Below are 19,189 nucleotides of genomic sequence, written 5' to 3' on the forward strand. Positions count from 1 at the left end.
AAATATTTAATTTTCTTCCTTATTCTTTTGTGGTATAGATAATTACCATGTCATTTTCATAAATGATATTTTTTTCATTGTCAGTAGAATCTGAATTAGAGACCATCTCCTTAGCTAAACTTAACAAGGCTTCTTTCTCAGAATAATTTAGTTCTTCTTGTTTTTGGTTGGTTATAATAAAAGTTATAAATAATAGCAATGAAGCTGCGGCAGACATGATACCAACAAACACCTTACGCTTTCTATTTTTTTTATTTTGAAATGATTCCCATAGTTTCTCATTAAAATTGTGAGGTGTTTCAATTTTATTATTTTTTACAAATGTAGACCATGCATCTAATGATGGTGTTATGCCTGAGGTTTTGTCTAATAAAAATTGTTCGTCATCTAACGTGGTATATCCTTCTTTATATTTTTTTAATAATACTTTAGTTTTATCCTCTTTCATAATAATAAGTTTTATCTAATTGTAGACTTACTTTTTTTCTTGCTCGAGATAACAATACTCTGGTGTGTTCAATTTTCAGTTGTAAGGCTGCAGCTATTTCTACAAATTCATAACCGTCTAAGTCACGCATTATAATGACTTCCTTTTGTTGCTCAGGGAGATTATTTATAATTTTTTTAATTATTGTGTGGAGTTCTTTTCTTTCTAGCTGTTCTAGATTGTTTTCTGACTTTAATATCTCCAGTTGAAACGAACTATCATAAATTTCTAGCTTTTTCTTTCTTAGTATATCAATACAATGATTCCGAGCTGTAGAAAAAACTAATGCAGTAATATTAGGATGTTTTTCAATTTGTTTCCGTTTTAGCCAAAGTTTTATCATTATTTCTTGTATCGCATCTTCAGCGTTTGGACTATTACCAAGCATCCGAGAAACCATTGGAAACAAACGTTTAGATTGTGAAAATACTTTAAGCTTAAATTCTGTTTTAGTCATTCTACTTTAATAACGATAAAATAGTAATGGACATAACACAAAAACATGCTTTTTTTTAATTTATTTTTATAAATTATTGACAATTAGATTGTTGACGTGTGTTCTTAAATCTCAATTTTTCGTTTTCAGAGAGATTACTAGATGTAATTTCTGTATTTAGTTTGGTTAGGGTAATTGCGTTTATTGAATCATTTAGAACCAATGGATACAACTGTATAGTTAGCGAGAAGTTTTATTTAACCCAATTTCTCTATTCTTTTAGCTATTTTATTTTTCCTAGTCGTTTTAAAATTAAGAGTGATATTCCTAATAAAACACCTATTCCTCCAAGAAAATATCCTCCGTATTTATCTTTATTTCCGCGAACAAAAAATGCTTCGCCATCTTTGTCAATAAATTGAACAGTTTTATTAAACCTTAAATCTCTATTTCTTTGAAGAGGTGTTTTGTCAGCGTGATAAATAGTGATTTCATCTCCAACTTTTAGCTTATCTAATTGTTCAAACTTGGGACTAAAATCTCCTGTTTCTTTTCCAACAAATAGGTCGAACATAATAGGGAAATCAACAATATGTATAAATCGGTGGTTTCCTTTATTTCTATAATTTAGATCTTGAAACGTTTTATCAAAATAATCTATTTTTCCAGTTAAACTTTCAAATTCAGTTTTTTCTTTACTTCCTCTAATAGACAGATAAACTCCAAATCCAACAATAGCAATACAAGCAATAAGAGATTTGTGAAATATTTCTTTAGGTTCTTTTTTTGTCATTTGGTTTTTGATATGTGTGCAGATTTATAGTTTTTATATTTCATTGGGATTATACACTATCAATTGTTATATTGATTTATCGAGTTAGGTTATATTTATTAGTGAACGTCAATACCATCAAAATTAATTTCGCTTATCACCAAATCAGTATATTTCTCTCCTTCGTAGGACTCCATTATTTCTAAAGTTAAAACTAAGTCTTGATTTTCTGTTGTGGATTGAATTGGTTCAATTTCAAATCGTTGAGAAGCTGTTGTGTCTTTTAATTCTAAAATTGCAATAGTTTCATTGTCAATTTTTAATTTTATTTTTTTTGCTCTAGAATTTTTTTTCCAAAGTTCTTTTGTTTTTATATATCCATTATAAATAACAATAGCATTAATTCTTGGCGACTTAGCTTTAAAATGAAAACTAATTGTTTCTCCAATACCGTTTTTAGATTGCGGAACCCAACCTGTGAATAAGTCGAAGTCGTGAATATTTTCATTAGAATAATTCTCATCATCATTTAAAACACTTGAAGATGACGTTTTGTATGGTCCACCACCACAATACCAGCTGCAACCAATAACATCGGTTTGTGGTCCGTAACCCAATTCTAGAGAGTCAATTGCTTTTGTCTCAGTTTCCGTTAATTCGGAATATTTAATTTCATTTTCAAGATTGTTGAGTTTAGAAAATAATTCAGTCGCCCTCTTCCAATATTCAAAATCCGATTGCGAATAATTATTTTCGATTCCCAAATTGGGTAAAAGAGTAACAGTATTTTGTCCACTAATGAATGCTATTGAAGTTAGAAATATAAAGAAGAATAAAAATCTCATTTTTTAGTGTCTTGTAAATTGATTAGGTAATATACATAATAACACTTTTTTTAGTGCTTATTTTATTAAATAACTTTGCAATGTTTTTTTATTCCACCTTTTTAATTTTTTCTTTGATTAACAGGAAACTCAAAATTAAAATAGTGCTAATTCCAACGAAAAGTAATCCGTATTTAAACAATCCTGTTAGGAAAAATGTAGCAAATCCTTTATAACGATTATTATTTGCGTATTCAACAAGTTGTGGTATAATGTTAGAATGCTCTACAAAGAAATAACCAATAATACAGGTTATGCTAACTAGGTATAACATTAGGATTTTTAGTTTCCTGTTGCGCATTACTTATTTGTCCTTTTAGTGCTAAGATTAAATAAACATAAGTAAAGTTAAATCATTATTTACAATCTAATAAAGACTGCTTCATATTTCGTAAATTTGCATTACTAAAAAATGAATTATTAACTTAAAAGATATCCACTTTTGTGGACAATAATATGAGTTCAGAAATAAGAGCCTTAGAACCAAAACAACTTTGGAACAAATTCGCAGATTTAAACGCTGTGCCAAGACCTTCTAAAAAGGAAGAACGCGTGATTCAATTTATGAAAGATTTTGGTAACAATCTTGGATTAGAAACCATTGAAGACGAAGTAGGTAATGTTATTATCCGCAAGCCAGCAACAAAAGGTATGGAAGACAGAAAGCCTATTGTAATGCAAAGTCATTTAGATATGGTGCATCAAAAAAATAACGATACGGTATTTGATTTTGATACACAAGGTATTGAAATGTTTGTAGAAGGCGATTGGGTAAAAGCAAAAGGAACAACACTTGGTGCTGATAATGGCTTAGGTGTGGCAACAATAATGGCCATTTTAGAAAGCGATACTATTGCGCATCCTGCATTAGAAGCTTTGTTTACTATTGACGAAGAAACCGGAATGACAGGTGCACAAGGTTTAAAAGGTGGTTTGCTAAAAGGTGAAATTCTTTTAAATTTAGATACCGAAGAAGATGATGAGATTGGCGTAGGTTGTGCTGGAGGCGTAGATGTTACGGCTACACGAGATTATAAAGAAGAAGAAACGCCAGAGTTTAAAATTGGTTATACCATAACTGTAAAAGGTTTACAAGGTGGACATTCTGGAATGCAAATTCACGAAGGTTTAGGAAATGCCAATAAATTAATGAATCGTTTATTATTTGATGGTTTTGAAAACTTCGGATTACGTATTTCTGAAATTGATGGTGGAAGTTTACGTAATGCTATACCTAGAGAAAGTAATGCTATTGTTGCCATAGACGCTGTGCATGAAGCTGCTTTTGAAGCTGAAATGAAAGATTTCGCTGATATGCTTAAGGTTGAATTTAAAACCATGGAGCCAGATTTAGAAATTATAGTATCTAAAACAGAGCTTCCTGAAAAAATTATGGATTTAGGTGTGCAAGAAGGTTTTACCAGAGCATTGTATGCAGCACACAATGGTGTTTATCGTATGAGTCCAGATATTGAAGGTTTAGTTGAAACCTCTAATAACATCGCAAGAGTTATTGTAAAAGATGGTCATATAAAAATTGGTTGTTTAACTCGTAGTTCTGTAGATAGTACAAAGGACGATTTGGCAAATACCTTACGCGCTACTTTTGAATTAACAGGTTGCGAAGTTGAATTTTCTGGCGATTATCCTGGTTGGGCTCCAAATATGGATTCTGATATTTTAAAAGTTATGGTTCCTATCTACGAGCGACTAAATAACGGAGAAAAACCTCATGTTGCAGCTTGCCATGCTGGTTTAGAATGTGGAATTCTAGGCACTAATTATCCTAATATGGATATGATTAGCTTTGGGCCAAATATTAAAGGCGCACACTCTCCAGATGAACGTGCTCAGATTTCTTCGGCACAGAAGTATTGGGAATTTGTACTAGAGATTTTAAAAAATATCCCTAAGGCTTAATTTAATAATCGTGTAAGGTTTCTATAACCTTTTGGGTATTAAGGTAAAGATGAAAAAAACCTACAAGGTTTTGGAAACCTTGTAGATCTAATTAAACTGTAATAAAAAAGCAGCTACTTATATGTTTAGTAGCTGCTTTTCTTAATTTATAATACCGTATAAAACTATTTTTTTATACTAGCCAATTCAATATCGAAAACTAGGTTTGCGCTTGGCGGAATTACAGGAGGATTTCCTCTTTCACCATAACCTAAGTAATAAGGAATAAAAACTCTGGCCTTGTCACCAATTTTCATGTTAAGCATAGCTTCTCTAAAACCAGCAATTAAACCAGCTGTTTTATTGTAAGGCATATCAAAAGATGTGTAACGACCAGCTTTATCGGTACGTTCATCATATTTACCATTCTTTTCAGCTACGTCTTTCCAGGTGGTCCAGAATAATTCGCCATTTTCTAAATAGCCAGCACATTCAATATTTACACGGTCTGTAGATTCTGGTGTTACACCATTACTTTCGTGTGTAAAAATCATAGCCATACCTGTTGGTGATTCTATTTTTCTTCCTGTTAAATTTTCATTCTTTTTTAAGAATGCAATCTGTGCTTGTTTCGCTAATTCTTCAGCTTTCTTTTTAGCTTCTTCTCTTATTTTAGCTTGTCTTTCTTTAATCTTAGGTAATTCTTCTGTAAACACTTTAGCAGCATCAAAAGCTTTTGCTTCCGGACCTTTTCTAATGATGTTTAATTTAGTAATCACAACATCTTCAACGGGTTTGTGATTTCTAGCTCTTGGGTCAATAACTTTAACGTTAGAGATAGAGTCTTGTATTTCTATACCCTCTACTAATTCTCCAAAAACGGCATGTTTATTATCTAACCTTGGGTCGGGTCTTTCCATAATAAAGAATTGACTACCATTACCATTTGGTCCACCATTTGCCATAGATAAAATACCTGGTTTATCGTGTTTTAATTCAGGGTGAAATTCATCATCAAACTTATAACCTGGATCACCCATTCCTGTTGCCGTTGGGTCACCACCTTGAATCATAAAATTATCTATAACTCTATGAAATGTAGTACCATCGTAATAACGTTTTCCTTTATATTCTTCTTTTGCTAAAGGATGTGTACCTTCTGCTAGTGCTACAAAATTTGCAACCGTTACAGGTGCTTTGTCATAAAACAACTTGGCCACCATAGTGCCTTTGTTTGTTACGAACTCTGCATAAAGTCCATCTTCTAATTCTGGATAAAGACGTTCTTGGCAAGAAATATTTACCAGTACTAATAATACAACGAAAGCTGTAAGTGTTTTCTTAATCATTTGTTTTAATAATTGTGTTTAATGTTACTTCGCAAATTAGAGGAACATTGGTTCCTATTTTATGTTCATCTCCGTAATACCCAAAAGCTTTTTGGGAAGGAAAAATAAATGTCGCTGATTCTGTTGGTTTTAATAGTTTTAAACCTTCTCGTAAACCTGTAAACAATTCTTCTTTGTCCATTACGTAGGTTTTATTGGTGTTTGCGTAAATTTCATCACCTTCTATATTAGAAACATCAAAAGTGAAATCTATTACATCACCAAATTGAGGTTGGGCTTTGTCGCCTTCAACTTGTGTATTATAAGCATACCAAAAGCCGCTTTCTGAGGCAATGTAATCTCTTTCTGGATTACTATTTATAATATCTTGTATTTGTTTGTTTTCAAGCTCATTAAGCTTTCTGTTTCGTTCGGCTGACTCTTTTAAAAAGGAACCCGATTGCACAGATTCTGGTAATCTTGCTTCGGGCGATTTACAGCCAAAAAACACTAAGGTAATAGCAAATAAAATGAGTAGGTTTTTCATATTAATTAAATTAATGTCCGTTTTGGGCAATGGACAATTGGTTTTTATATTGCGGTAATATACTAATAAATTTGTTTATGGTTGTTTCCATATTATCATCACTCCGTCCTCCAGCAGCATTTGTATGGCCTCCACCATGGAAATGAGCTCTAGATAATTCATTAACAGAAAAATCACCTTTACTGCGTAAAGAGATTTTAATTATTTGATCTTGTTTGCTTTCTGTAAACATTGCTGCAAAAATAATACCTTTTAAAGACAAGGCATAATTAACAAAACCTTCAGTATCTCCTTTTTTAAAATTAAATTCATCTAATTCAGCCTGAGATAACGTGATGTAGGCAGTTCTTAATTCTGGTATAACTTTGAGATTTTGTAAGGCACGTCCTAATAACTGTAAACGGTTGTAACTATTAGTGTCGTATATATTATTATGAATTTGTGAGTTTTCTGCACCTTTTTCTATTAAACATCCAATAACTTCATGTGTTCTTTTAGTGGTTGCAGGAAACCTAAATGAGCCAGTGTCCGTCATTATACCAACATAGAGACAAGTTGCTATTGCGGCATTTATTTTAGTTTCGTCACCAAGCATTTCAATAAAATTATAGACCATTTCGCAAGTAGAAGACATGCTAACATCCGAGTACATATATTTAGCATAGTCATCTGGTTGTTGGTGATGATCTATCATAAATTTAATTGCTTTGGATTGTTCTAATACTCCGGCCATATCATGTCCTGCTCTATGATAAGCATTAAAATCTAAAGTGAATATAAGGTCCGCTTTCTCAATTAGTGAAATACTTTCTTCGTGTTGAGTTTCAAATTTTAAAACAGAATTGTCGCCAGGTAACCACTTTAAAAAATCGGGATAATCATTTGGTGCAATAACGGTTGTTTGGTGATTATATAAATTTAAGTAATGATATAAGCCTAGAGTAGAACCCATAGCGTCACCATCTGGATTTCTATGAGGAACAATAACTATATGTTTTGGCGTGCTTAAAAGCGTCTTTATTTTTGAAATCTGTGTTTTAATCATAGATGGCGAAGATACATTATTCAGATATTTTGAAGAATACTTTTAATATGAAATTAAGACAGCTCTAATAATTAGAAATTAGATTCTAATGAATTTAAAAACTTTTCAGCATTAAATATTTTTAGAAAAAGTAATCTTAGTTATAACAAAATTAACATGGTTTTATTTATTGATTGTGGCTCTTGATTAATTAAAGAAATACATTACTTTTGCAGAATATTTAAAAAAAGATACATGGCAACTAACAGAACATTTACAATGTTAAAGCCTGATGCTGTTGAAAAAGGACACATTGGCGCAATTTTAGAAAAGATTTCAGCTTCGGGTTTTAGAATCGTAGCAATGAAATTAACGCAAATGACTAAAGCAGATGCTGAGGAATTTTATGCAATACATAACGAACGTCCATTTTTTGGAGAGTTAGTAGAATATATGACTCGTGGCCCTATAGTTGCAGCGGTTTTAGAAAAGGAAAACGCTGTAGAAGATTTTAGAACGTTAATTGGTGCAACTAATCCTGCTGATGCAGCAGAAGGTACTATTCGTAAAATGTTTGCAGATTCTATTAGCGAAAACGCTGTTCATGGAAGTGATAGTGATGATAATGCAGCTATTGAAAGTGCGTTCCATTTTGCTGGAAGAGATATGTTTTAAGAAAAAACATTTATAATATTAAAAAAAAAGACCATCTAAAAGGATGGTCTTTTTTTGTTTAAATCAATTTATAATTAGTTTTAATACAACAACAATTTATTAGACTATAATCTGGTGTCATTAAAGTCGTTTCTAAATTGATTTTCAGATGGTCTTAGATAAATGATATATAAAATTAAGACTAGTCCTAATACAATAAAATCGGGTTTTAAAAACAGAATTAAAAAGGCAGCTCCTTCTAAAATAGCTAAACGAATAATTGAAGCGGTTTGGTAAAATGGAATTTTTTCTTCAAGCTTTAATTTAGTGTCAACCTTTTTTAACTGATTGTTATATAGTAAATTACTGAGGATTATTGCCATTATCGGAATCATTAGATAAATTATTGAGGATGTATCTATTTTGGGTAGATTAAAATTTTCTACTGAAGTAAGGTTGCCTAAAATGATGTAAGCAACAATTATTCCAGCACAAATGGCAAGGTGAATAACTTTTATTGGTTTTAATTTCTCATTCATTTTCTATTTATTTAGAATGTATACCATCAAGATATGTAATAAGTCTTAAATTTAAGATACAATTTCAATAATAAAGGATTTATTTAGGTGAGGTTTTAAACTCTTTTTTATTCATTTTTTAAATATTATACAATTCAGCATTAAAAAAATACAATTCGGTAAGTTCAGTTTTAAAAAAGAAGACTTCTATTCGATATTTGTATCAAACAAAACCATTACTTATGAATTTACTCGTAAAAATAACTGTATTAACCATGATGAGCTTTTTAAGTTTTCAATTAGAAGCTCAAGATAATTTTACAATTACTGTAAAAGTTGAAGACGCTAATAGTAACGACGGTAAAATGTTTATAGCACTATATAACACTGAAACGGGATTTTTAAAGCAATCTTACAAAGGTGAAATTAGTGCCATTACCAATAAATCTTGTAAAGTTTTATTTAAAGATATTCCAAAAGGTGTTTATGCGGTTTCAATATTTCATGATGAAAACGATAATGGAAAAATGGATACTAATTTTTTTGGTATTCCTTCTGAAGATTATGGGTGTTCTAATGATGCTACTGGTTTTATGGGACCACCAAAATGGGAGGATGCTAAATTTGAACTAAACAAAAACAAATCAATCACAATATCACTTTAATTTAAAAACAATGAAAATGAAGAATACTATAATCATAGCTTTATTAATAATTACAGGATTTGCACAAGCACAAACAAATTTTGAAAAAGGAATGACCAAAGCCTTTGAGTCTTGGCAGAAAGGGGATACAGATAGTGCTCAAAATATGTTTGAGCGTATAGCAAAAGCAGAGCCAACAGAATGGCTACCTAGTTATTATATAGCACAGATAAATAGCTTAAAAAGCTGGAATGAGAAAGATGAAACGATACTAAAAGCACAGTTAGATAAGGCGCAAGAGCATTTAGATTTAGCAATGGCTATAAGTGAAGATAATGCTGAGCTAATAATAATGCAGGCGCAAATTTTAACCAATTGGGTTGTTTTTGATGGTATGACGTATGGTATGAAGTATGGTGCAAAAATTTCTGAGTTATATGGCAAAGCGTTAACCTTAGAACCAGAAAATCCAAGAGCAATGTTTTGTAACGCTGACTGGAATTTGAACAGTGCAAAATATTTTGGAAAAGATACAGCACCTTATTGCGAAGAGATTGAAGTATCCCTAAAACTTTTTGATACCTTTAAGCCAGAGAGCGCATTACATCCTAATTGGGGAAAAGAGCGTGCAGAAATTGTTGCAAAAGAATGTAAAGCCTAATAAATTAAACACATGAAAAGGTCAGTAAAAAAAATCATATTAACTTTTTTAATTGGAAGTGGAATTTTTCTAATAGGAAAACTTTTTTTCGGAGGTTTTGATTATAAAACAATAAATGATTTTTTTATTGAGTTTGGGTTTTATCAACTCTATGCATTTGTTTTAGGGTATTCTAATATGGCGTTTTTTGATTATATGGAAAAACGTCACTGGAAAACTGGAGATTCTATAAAGCGCATTATTATTGGAGTTTTAGGAAGTACCATTATAACATTAATTGGTTTATTTTTATTAAGAGCTTTTACTTCAGTTGTTATTTACAGTGTGGATTTTCAAACATTTTTAAATAACGAATCTTGGAAAGGCTACTCCTTTGGTTTATGGATAACACTGACCGTTGTTTCTATTTTTCATGTGATTTATTTTTATAATCGTTATCAAAAGAATAAAGTTAAAGAGCAAAAAATAATAGCTGGTACTGCAAGTGCAAAGTTTGATGCTTTAAAAAATCAATTAGATCCACATTTTTTGTTTAACAGCTTAAATGTATTAACAAGTTTAATAGAGGAAAATCCAGAAAATGCTCAAAAATTCACAACTTCTTTATCTAAGGTTTATCGTTATGTTTTAGAACAAAAAAGTAAAGAATTAGTAACAGTAGATGAAGAATTAAATTTTGCCAGAACCTATATGTCGCTGTTAAAAATGAGATTTGAAGACAGCATTATTTTTGAGATTCCTGATAAAGCTACAAACCCAGAGAGTAAAGTTGTACCATTATCATTACAACTTTTACTAGAAAATGCGGTAAAGCATAATATGGTTACATCGAGTAAGCCATTACATATTAAAATATATGAAGACGGAAATAACTTAGTGGTTATGAATAATCTTCAGCCCAAACAAATTGTAAAAAAGAGTAGTGGAGTTGGTTTAGAAAATATTAAGCAACGTTATCAACTGCTTTCAACCAGAAAAGTCATCATCAATCAACGAGAAAAGGATTTTGCAGTAGCAATACCTATGCTCACAAAACAAGTATCAATAATGAGAACAACACAAAAATCAAAAGATCGTCTTAACGACGATTATGTTAGAGCACGCAAACGTGTAGAAGAATTAAAAGGCTTTTACTATAGTTTAATTTCTTATGTTTTTGTTATTCCGTTTTTAATATTTATATGGTACACTTATTCAAGACACACCATACAATGGTTTTGGTTTCCAACGTTTGGTTGGGGTTTAAGTTTGGTCATTCAGGCTTATAGAGTATATGTAGATAATGGTGCATTAGGAGGTGATTGGGAAAAGCGCAAAATTGAAGAATATATGCGTAAACAAGATAATAATCGTTGGAATTAATATTTGATAAAATGAAAACTAATAATACAGATTTAACATATTTAAAGGCGAAAAATAGAGTAGAAAAGTTAAAGAAATTTTACAACCATTTAGCTGTCTATATTATAATTAATTCAATTATTACGGCTTTTAAGGTATTTAATAGCTTAGGTAGTTGGGAAAGTTTTACAAACGAATTATTCAGTTTTGATGTCTTAAGTTCTTGGACAGTTTGGGGATTAGTTTTAGTAATACACTTAATCTCTGTTGTGTTTTTTCAAGATTGGGAAGAACGAAAAATTGAAGCATATATGAAAAAAGAAAATGAAACAAAACGCTGGAATTAAATTATTGAATTATGAAAACACCAGATTCAGAATTAGATTATATAAAGGCAAAAAATAAAGTTGAAAAACTAAAACGATTTTATACACATTTTGCGGTTTACTTTGTTATTAATACGGTAATTACGGCAGTTAAAATAATGCATAACTTAAAAAATGGTGAAACATTTAATGAAGCTTTTTTTGATTTTGCAACCATAATTACTTGGTTAGTTTGGGGAATTGCAATTGCGCTGCATGCCTTTTCAGTTTTTGGACTTCCACTTATTCTAGGAGAGGATTGGGAAGAGCGAAAAATTGAAAAGTTGATGAATGATGAGCTACAAAACGAATAAAAATAAAATACAATGGAAAAATATCATATAGAACCTTACGAAGAATCTAATAATACAAGTGATTTTAGAAATGAAGAAGCTTATTTAAGAGCTAAAAAAAAGGTAGATGCTATAGTCGGTTTTTATTGGCATTTAGCAGTTTACATCGTAGTTAATATATTTTTAATTATTCTAATTGGAGTAAATGCTGGCTTTTCTGGCTTTGGTCCATACGCAACCGCTGTTTTTTGGGGAATAGGATTGGTGTTTCATTTCTTGGGTGTTTTTGGTCCAAACTTTTTATTCAATAAGGAATGGGAAAACAAAAAAATTCAAGAATTTATGGAGAAAGATAAAGAGCATTGGCAATAGTTTTAATACATTGTTATGAAACAAGAAATAGAAAAACAGCAGTTAAGAAAAGCAAAAGATAAGGTTAGAAAAGTAAAGATTTTCTATATTCATTTAGCTGGTTATATTATAGCTGTAGCCCTTCTTTTATATAATTTATATATTGTTGTAGGTCCATATAAAAATAATATCATCAGTTTAAATCTGAGTATTTTAGTGGCTTGGACCGTTTTTATAATTATACATGGAATAAATGTTTTTAAAGAAAAACAAATTTTTAGAAAGAGTTGGGAAGACAAAAAAACCAAAGATTTTTTAAACAATAAAGAAGAAGAAACCACTTTTTGGGAATAGATAAATTAGTTGTTAAGTAAATAAATTTAAATAATGAATGTAATCATAATAGAAGACGAAAAACCTTCAGCAAGACGTCTACAACGTATGTTAAAAACATTAAATATTAATGCAGAAACAATGTTGCATTCAGTTGAAGAATCTATTGATTGGTTTCAGAATAACAAACATCCAGATTTGATATTTTTAGATATTCAATTAAGCGATGGTCTGTCTTTTGAGATTTTTGAAGCGATTGAGATAAAATCAGCTGTAATTTTCACCACAGCTTATGATGAGTATGCATTACAAGCCTTTAAGCTAAACAGTATAGATTATTTGTTAAAACCAATTGACGACGACGATTTAAAAACCGCAGTAGAGAAATATAAAGGTAGAACACCACAAAATCAGTCGGTTACTTTAGATTTTAATGATATTAAAAATCTTTTAGTAAACCCAATAGAACGCGAGTACAAAAAACGTTTTTCGGTAAAAGTTGGTCAGCATCTTAAACTTATAAATATTGAAGATATAGAATGTATTTATAGCGAAAATAAAGGAACTTATGCTTTTACAAATGAAGGACGCAATTACCTCTTAGATTCTACTTTAGACCAGTTAGAAGAAGAGTTAGAACCTAATGTATTTTTCCGTATTAGTAGAAAATTTTATGTAAATATTAATGCCATTAAAGATATGGTTAGTTATACCAATTCTCGACTTCAAATAAAACTGAATCGTTTTAACGAGCAAGATATTATTGTAGCAAGAGAACGGGTAAAGGATTTTAAAAACTGGTTAGAATAATTATTCCTTATCGTCTATTCTGTTTTCATCAAAGGCAGATGGTAATAATTTAGGAATAAACTTTACAAATAAAGGTAAAAGCAACATGCCTCCAGGTAGCATAAAGATTGCTAAGCTTGGGATAGATTTAAAAATATCTAGTAATTGCGACTGAATTTTCTTCTGCTCTTCGTCAGTAAGTGTTCGTTGTGTAGATTGTGCTAAAAGCGTCATCGCTTCCTTACTTTCTGATAGTTCTTTAATTAATCGTTTGCTATTTCGGGTAATAAGTTTAGAAACAACCTTACTACTATTATCGTAAAAACTTTGTGCTAGGTTTTTAGAACTTAAAAATGCAACATCTTCTTTGTGTTCGTCGTAGAATAAATTAATATCATTAACAGATTGCGCAATAATTTCGCTATCTAAGATTAAATCATTTTTTAAACGTAACAAGAATTCGCGTTCTTCAGTGTCAATGGTTTTATCCGTCCAAGACGCCATGCAAACCAAATCAACAACGTATAGTTTTTCTAGAGGTTCAGATATAAAAGATACAGCGTTTTGGTATGTTGGTAGTTCTGAATTTTTATGACGAATAGAGCCTTCAAATAATTTTATAAGATTATCATCATACTCTGTTTTTACAGACTTATTGTCTATTACGGAGAATACAATAGTCTCTAGAGCAGATTCAAGATTATTTACGTAGTTTTTAATGTCTTTTTCATCTCTTAAAAAGCGTTGATATCCTAAAACATCAACAAACAAAAGAGCATTAATTAAAAAGTAATTAAAGTTTTTTGTAATAAAATTATCGTCGATATGAATACGCTTATGAATCATTTTCTCCAATAAACTATCTGGTGTTTTATCTCCAAATAATTCTTCAAAAAAAGACCGCTTCTGATTACTAATTGCTTTGTAGTATCTAATTAAACTATCTATAAAATCTTCATCAGATTTATGTTTTAAATAAATAAAGTAATAGGTGAGCAGTAAATTAATTTTGCAACGTTCCTCTTCAGTTAAATCAAAGGGTTTAATAATGTCGAGAACAACTTTAATGTTACTTCCGTAAATAAATCCTGCTTGTTTTAAGCGGTTATAAAACGCTTCGGTTTCTGTTTGCGAGTATACCGTTTCAGAAACTTGGTTTAATAACTTTTTTATCCAGCCATGAGCTGATGGATTCATATCTTTTAATTTGAAAAGTCAAAGTTAAATTTTTCTATTGATATATCACGATTTATTTCAATAACAAAACCACAACTTTTAATTTTATTCTAGGTGTCAGAGACGCAAACAATTAACTAAAATCACTAGACTTTAAATCAATAAGACTCCTTATAAACAAAACAATTTCACTATTTTTATAGCCATTATTCAAAACAAAAAAACATGAAGAAATTATCCCTTACAATTATTGCCTTTATTATCTCATTTTCGTCAGTAATGGCAGATGAAGGTATGTGGTTTTTAATGCATATAGAGCGTTTAAATTATCGCGATATGCAAAAAATGGGCTTACAATTAACGCCTGAAGAAATCTATAGTATTAACAACCAAAGCTTAAAAGATGCCATTGTACAATTTAATGGTGGCTGTACAGCAAGTATTATTTCAGATAGTGGATTAGTATTAACAAATCACCATTGTGGTTATGATGCTATTGCAGAATTATCAACTGCAGAACAAAATCATTTAAAAAACGGATTTTGGGCTAGTTCTATGGCAGAAGAAATGAAGCCAGAAAGTTTATACGTTCGCTTTTTTGTGCGTATGGATGACGTTTCTAAACGTATGTTAGCTCAAGTTAACGATAGTATGAGTGAAAAAGAACGAGAAGCTGCACTTAACAAAGAGATTGCTAAAATTGAGCAAGAGAATAGTGAAGGTGGAAAATATACGGTTTCTGTGCGTTCGTTTTATCAAGGAAATGAATTTTACTATTTTGTTTACGAAGATTATAAAGATGTTCGTTTGGTAGGAACACCTCCAGAAAGTGTTGGTAAATATGGTGGTGACACAGATAACTGGGAATGGCCAAGACATACTGGTGATTTCTCTTTATTTAGAGTTTATGCTGATCAAGACGGAAAACCTGCAGACTATTCTACAGACAACGTGCCTTTAAAAGCAAAATATCATTTACCAGTAAATATTGATGGTGTTAAGGAAAACGATTTTGCAATGATTTTAGGATATCCAGGAAGAACTAATCGATGGATGCCAGCACAAGGTGTAGAACAAAACGTTAAATACGCTTATCCTGCTTGGGTTGAAGGTTCTAAATTAAGCATGGATGTTTATAAAAAGTACATGGATGCAGACGAATCTATAAACCTTATGTATGCGTCTTCTTATGCAAGTATTGCAAACTATTGGAAAAATAGAGCAGGAATGATTGAAGCTTTAACCGAACATAAAACAGTAGAAAAAAAGAGCAAAATTGAAGCTAAATTTGATAAATGGGCGAATAAGAAAGCGAACAAAGCAACTTATGGTAACGTTATAGAAAATATAAATAAGTATTATAGTTTAACCAACGAAAAAGCGAAACAAGGTAATTATCTTATTGGGATGCTACGTTCTAGTAAGTTTGCAGTTTTACCTTATAGAGTAGGTTCTGCATTAAAACAATATGCAAGTGCTAGTGAAGCAGAACAGAAAAACCTATTACCTAGAATACAAGGATATGTTGAGAGTAATTATAAAGACTTCTATTTACCTTTAGAAGAAGAAGTTTTTGCAAAACAATTAGGTTTAATGGCTTCAAAATCTAATTACTCCTTACCAGAATTGGTAGCTGAAATTGGAGAAAAGAACAACAATGATTTTACTAGTTATACCAAAGCTATATTTGATTTAAGTATGTTTACTTCTAAAGAACGTGTAGAAGCATTTTTACAATATCCAGATATGGCTATTTTAGAAAATGACCCGTTATATATTTTATCTAATCAATTGTTGGATAAGTATAGAGAGAGTCCTGAAGATTTAGTACAGCCAGAAAATGATTTTCAAGCCTCTTTTAGATTATTGGTTAAAGGATTAAGAGAGTCTGGATTAAGTGATATTAAATATCCAGATGCAAATTCTACATTGCGTTTATCTTACGGAAAAGTGAGAGCTTTACCAGCAGATAAAAGAAACGATGCAAAAGAAAATAATTACACCACTTTTAAAGGTATGATTAAAAAATATAAGCCTAATGATAGTGAGTTTGATTTAGATCAAAGCATGTTAGATATTTATGAAAAGAAAGATTATGGTCGTTATGCTAACGAGCGTGGTGAGTTACCTGTAAACTTTTTAACGGATAACGATATCACAGGAGGAAACTCTGGATCACCTGTAATTAACGGTAAAGGCGAATTAATTGGATTGGCTTTTGATGGAAATATTGAAGCCATGGCAGGAGATGTAATTTTCGATTCAAAATTACAACGTACTATAAATGTAGATATTAGATATGTGCTTTGGTTAATTGATAAATACTCTAATGCAAAACATATTGTAGATGAGTTAACAATTATTACCAAATAGTAAAAAGAAAACTAATTGTAATAAAAAAAAGCGACCTGAATTATTGGTCGCTTTTTTTATTGGTTTTTAAGACTGTTTTAAAACTTATATATAGCTTTACATGCTTTTAACAAATATTAAGTTAGATGATTGTTTAACTATCAATTTAAGTTAACGTCACAACAGTAATATTATTTATCTCTTAGGAAAGTATTTACTTCAATAGCGACATCATCCCAAGTTTTACTAACTCCATCTGCACCTTTGTGTAAGTCATAGCAAACTTTATTTAATGCTTCTAAGGCACCTAATGCGTCCCAATCTTTTAGGTTCATTGTACCTTTCATGCTTACGCGTCTTTCTTCTGTAATACTTACTTCTAATGGTAACTCTGCAGTTACACCATTCATTGTTATTTTGGCAGTAATTTCATTATTTACAGCTCTAAGTTTTCCTTTTAAAAACTCAGTATCTAGCATAACACCAAAAAAGGAAGCTTTTAATTTAGCATCTCTTGTTTCATCTTTAGTAAATAAACTACTTACAGGAATGGTAAACTCTAAACCATTTAATGCTTCAGAAGGTGTAGCACCTGCTTTTTCTTCAAAATTTAAAGTTGCAAATTCACCACCAACGGGTACTTTTTCAGTTGTTTTATAAGCTGTCCATTTTACAGAAGTTGCTTCGGGTTTAACAATGTACTTAACAGTATTTTCAACTGTCTCTTCGGTTTCAGTTTCTGACTTTTTATTCTCTTGCTTACAAGATGAAAACACTAAGGCAATTACAGCGAGAATTGATAAATATTTTATTCTTTTCATGGTTTTTTTTGTTTAAGTAAAGTTAGTAATATAACAGCGTATGTGCAAGCCAGATTTGATTCTTAAGATTTTAATTTTAACCCGTATGATAAAAATCATATTTTAAAACCCAACATACGACTAATTTTGGTGGCTATAAAATAGGTATGAGTCAAACGTTAATACAAAAATATAATGTTGCGGGACCTCGTTATACGAGTTATCCAACAGTTCCTTATTGGGATCTGGATACGTTTTCATTATCAGAATGGAAAGCATCATTAAAACGGTCTTTTGAGGAGAGTAATTCTTCAGAAGGGATAAGTCTATATATTCATTTACCCTTTTGCGAAAGTCTTTGCACATTTTGTGGTTGCCATAAACACATTACAAAAAGACACGAAGTAGAATCGCCATACATAAACGCTGTAATAAAGGAATGGAATTTATATTGTGAGCTACTAAACGAAAAACCAAAAATTAAAGAATTACATTTAGGAGGAGGTACACCTACTTTTTTCTCGCCAGAACATCTTAATTTTTTAATAACGGAATTATTAAAAGTGTCTGATTTAGCTGAGGATTACGAATTTAGTTTTGAGGGACATCCTAATAACACTACAGAAGAGCATTTGCAAACTTTGTTCAATTTAGGATTTAGACGTGTTAGTTTTGGAGTGCAAGATTACAACATAAAAGTACAGATAGCCATACATAGAATTCAGCCATTTGAAAATGTAAAACGAGTTACAGACTTGGCGCGTAAAATTGGCTATACTTCTGTTGGGCACGATATTATTTTTGGTTTACCTTTTCAAACCGAAGCAGATGTTATAGAAACCATCAACAAAACTCAAGCTTTAATGCCAGATCGTATAGCATTTTATAGTTATGCGCATGTGCCTTGGATAAAAGGAAATGGGCAACGTGGATTTAATGATGACGATTTACCAACGGCAGATTCTAAACGAAAACAATACGAAACTGGTAAGCAAAATTTAGAAGATGCTGGCTATGTAGAAATAGGTATGGATCATTTTGCTTTAAAGACAGATTCACTTTACCAAGCCATGGAGAATGAAACACTGCATCGTAATTTTATGGGTTATACAGCCTCTAAGACACAGGCTATGATTGGTTTAGGGGTATCTTCAATAAGTGATAGTTGGTATGGTTTTGCTCAGAATGTAAAATCTATTGAACAGTATTATAATTTAATTGAAGAGAATACTATTCCGGTTTTTAAAGGTCATATTTTAAATAGTGAAGATTTAGTTATTAGAAAGCACATACTTAACCTAATGTGCAATTTTAAAACTTCATGGACAAATAACAATTTAACTTTTGATGATTTGCCTAACGTTCTCATAAAACTAAAAGAATTTGAACTAGATGGTTTACTTCAGTTTGAATCTAAACAGGTAACTGTTACAGATAAAGGGAAACCATTTATAAGAAATATATGTATGGCTTTTGATTTGTTATTACAACGAAAAAAGCCAGAAACAAAGTTGTTTTCAATGACAATTTAAATT

At 30.8% G+C, this 19,189-nt stretch carries 22 protein-coding genes; 12 read left to right on the forward strand and 10 right to left on the reverse strand.

Annotation, left to right across the window (positions count from 1 at the left end; genetic code table 11):
- Nucleotides 1–19: 19 nt before the first annotated feature.
- From HNV10_RS11750 to HNV10_RS11765, 4 genes are all read right to left on the reverse strand, one after another.
- A complete protein-coding gene (locus tag HNV10_RS11750) occupies nt 20–448 on the reverse strand; it encodes a hypothetical protein (RefSeq protein ID WP_173301581.1) in 429 nt (142 codons plus the stop codon).
- Nucleotides 435–944 (reverse strand): RNA polymerase sigma factor, encoded by a 510-nt coding sequence (locus HNV10_RS11755; protein WP_173301582.1) that lies wholly within the window; start codon nt 942–944, stop codon nt 435–437. The genes HNV10_RS11750 and HNV10_RS11755 overlap by 14 nt, the downstream gene beginning before the upstream one ends.
- 262 nt (nt 945–1,206) lie before the next feature.
- The gene (locus HNV10_RS11760; protein WP_173301583.1) at nt 1,207–1,716 is read right to left on the reverse strand and encodes a hypothetical protein; all 510 of its coding nucleotides are present in this window, start codon (nt 1,714–1,716) and stop codon (nt 1,207–1,209) included.
- A gap of 98 nt (nt 1,717–1,814) precedes the next feature.
- Entirely contained in the window at nt 1,815–2,540 is a 726-nt protein-coding gene (locus HNV10_RS11765; RefSeq protein ID WP_173301584.1) for an NADase-type glycan-binding domain-containing protein, read from the reverse strand.
- A 495-nt stretch (nt 2,541–3,035) separates the two neighbouring features.
- Here HNV10_RS11765 and HNV10_RS11770 point away from each other — a divergent pair, with 495 nt between their 5' ends.
- Nucleotides 3,036–4,499 carry an aminoacyl-histidine dipeptidase gene (locus HNV10_RS11770; RefSeq protein WP_173301585.1) on the forward strand — a complete coding sequence of 488 codons (1,464 nt, stop codon included), beginning with the start codon at nt 3,036–3,038 and terminating at the stop codon, nt 4,497–4,499.
- 164 nt (nt 4,500–4,663) lie between these two features.
- On the opposite strand, the gene HNV10_RS11775 is transcribed toward HNV10_RS11770, so the two are convergent.
- Genes HNV10_RS11775 through HNV10_RS11785 form a run of 3 tightly spaced genes read right to left on the reverse strand, consistent with a single transcriptional unit; the run spans nt 4,664 to nt 7,398 of the window.
- Nucleotides 4,664–5,827, reverse strand: coding sequence for a peptidylprolyl isomerase (locus HNV10_RS11775; protein ID WP_173301586.1), 1,164 nt, complete (start codon nt 5,825–5,827; stop codon nt 4,664–4,666).
- The gene (gene gldI, locus HNV10_RS11780) at nt 5,820–6,353 is read right to left on the reverse strand and encodes a gliding motility-associated peptidyl-prolyl isomerase GldI (RefSeq protein ID WP_173301587.1); all 534 of its coding nucleotides are present in this window, start codon (nt 6,351–6,353) and stop codon (nt 5,820–5,822) included. Before gldI ends, HNV10_RS11775 begins: the two co-directional genes overlap by 8 nt.
- A 10-nt stretch (nt 6,354–6,363) precedes the next feature.
- Nucleotides 6,364–7,398 (reverse strand): DHH family phosphoesterase, encoded by a 1,035-nt coding sequence (locus HNV10_RS11785; protein ID WP_173301588.1) that lies wholly within the window; start codon nt 7,396–7,398, stop codon nt 6,364–6,366.
- A gap of 234 nt (nt 7,399–7,632) precedes the next feature.
- On the opposite strand from HNV10_RS11785, the gene HNV10_RS11790 reads away from it, so the two are divergent.
- Nucleotides 7,633–8,052, forward strand: coding sequence for a nucleoside-diphosphate kinase (locus HNV10_RS11790; RefSeq protein WP_173301589.1), 420 nt, complete (start codon nt 7,633–7,635; stop codon nt 8,050–8,052).
- 104 nt (nt 8,053–8,156) lie between these two features.
- On the opposite strand, the gene HNV10_RS11795 is transcribed toward HNV10_RS11790, so the two are convergent.
- Nucleotides 8,157–8,570: an MFS transporter gene (locus HNV10_RS11795; RefSeq protein ID WP_173301590.1), complete on the reverse strand. Its 414-nt coding sequence runs from the start codon at nt 8,568–8,570 to the stop codon at nt 8,157–8,159.
- Between the two features lie 221 nt (nt 8,571–8,791).
- On the opposite strand from HNV10_RS11795, the gene HNV10_RS11800 reads away from it, so the two are divergent.
- Genes HNV10_RS11800 through HNV10_RS11835 form a run of 8 tightly spaced genes read left to right on the forward strand, consistent with a single transcriptional unit; the run spans nt 8,792 to nt 13,347 of the window.
- The gene (locus tag HNV10_RS11800) at nt 8,792–9,214 is read left to right on the forward strand and encodes a DUF2141 domain-containing protein (protein ID WP_173301591.1); all 423 of its coding nucleotides are present in this window, start codon (nt 8,792–8,794) and stop codon (nt 9,212–9,214) included.
- A 16-nt stretch (nt 9,215–9,230) separates the two neighbouring features.
- Entirely contained in the window at nt 9,231–9,854 is a 624-nt protein-coding gene (locus tag HNV10_RS11805; RefSeq protein ID WP_173301592.1) for a tetratricopeptide repeat protein, read from the forward strand.
- A gap of 12 nt (nt 9,855–9,866) precedes the next feature.
- Entirely contained in the window at nt 9,867–11,216 is a 1,350-nt protein-coding gene (locus tag HNV10_RS11810) for a histidine kinase (protein ID WP_173301593.1), read from the forward strand.
- Between the two features lie 11 nt (nt 11,217–11,227).
- The gene (locus tag HNV10_RS11815; protein ID WP_194241042.1) at nt 11,228–11,542 is read left to right on the forward strand and encodes a 2TM domain-containing protein; all 315 of its coding nucleotides are present in this window, start codon (nt 11,228–11,230) and stop codon (nt 11,540–11,542) included.
- An 11-nt stretch (nt 11,543–11,553) separates the two neighbouring features.
- A complete protein-coding gene (locus HNV10_RS11820) occupies nt 11,554–11,874 on the forward strand; it encodes a 2TM domain-containing protein (protein WP_173301594.1) in 321 nt (106 codons plus the stop codon).
- Nucleotides 11,875–11,886: 12 nt separating this feature from the next.
- The gene (locus HNV10_RS11825; RefSeq protein ID WP_173301595.1) at nt 11,887–12,225 is read left to right on the forward strand and encodes a 2TM domain-containing protein; all 339 of its coding nucleotides are present in this window, start codon (nt 11,887–11,889) and stop codon (nt 12,223–12,225) included.
- Between the two features lie 15 nt (nt 12,226–12,240).
- On the forward strand, nt 12,241–12,558 hold the full coding sequence (locus tag HNV10_RS11830) for a 2TM domain-containing protein (protein ID WP_173301596.1): 318 nt from the start codon (nt 12,241–12,243) through the stop codon (nt 12,556–12,558).
- A 33-nt stretch (nt 12,559–12,591) separates the two neighbouring features.
- Nucleotides 12,592–13,347, forward strand: coding sequence for a LytR/AlgR family response regulator transcription factor (locus tag HNV10_RS11835; RefSeq protein WP_173301597.1), 756 nt, complete (start codon nt 12,592–12,594; stop codon nt 13,345–13,347).
- On the opposite strand, the gene HNV10_RS11840 is transcribed toward HNV10_RS11835, so the two are convergent.
- Nucleotides 13,348–14,523, reverse strand: a complete 1,176-nt coding sequence (locus HNV10_RS11840; RefSeq protein ID WP_173301598.1) for an LETM1-related biofilm-associated protein — start codon at nt 14,521–14,523, stop codon at nt 13,348–13,350.
- 204 nt (nt 14,524–14,727) lie between these two features.
- Between HNV10_RS11840 and HNV10_RS11845 the strand changes: the two genes are divergently transcribed.
- On the forward strand, nt 14,728–16,875 hold the full coding sequence (locus tag HNV10_RS11845) for a S46 family peptidase (protein ID WP_173301599.1): 2,148 nt from the start codon (nt 14,728–14,730) through the stop codon (nt 16,873–16,875).
- Nucleotides 16,876–17,045: 170 nt separating this feature from the next.
- Here HNV10_RS11845 and HNV10_RS11850 read toward each other — a convergent pair whose 3' ends face one another.
- Nucleotides 17,046–17,675, reverse strand: a complete 630-nt coding sequence (locus HNV10_RS11850; RefSeq protein WP_173301600.1) for a YceI family protein — start codon at nt 17,673–17,675, stop codon at nt 17,046–17,048.
- A gap of 146 nt (nt 17,676–17,821) precedes the next feature.
- Here HNV10_RS11850 and hemN point away from each other — a divergent pair, with 146 nt between their 5' ends.
- On the forward strand, nt 17,822–19,186 hold the full coding sequence (gene hemN / locus HNV10_RS11855; RefSeq protein WP_173301601.1) for an oxygen-independent coproporphyrinogen III oxidase: 1,365 nt from the start codon (nt 17,822–17,824) through the stop codon (nt 19,184–19,186).
- Nucleotides 19,187–19,189 lie beyond the last annotated feature (3 nt).

Source organism: Winogradskyella litoriviva, assembly GCF_013249065.1.
Classification (GTDB): domain Bacteria; phylum Bacteroidota; class Bacteroidia; order Flavobacteriales; family Flavobacteriaceae; genus Winogradskyella; species Winogradskyella litoriviva.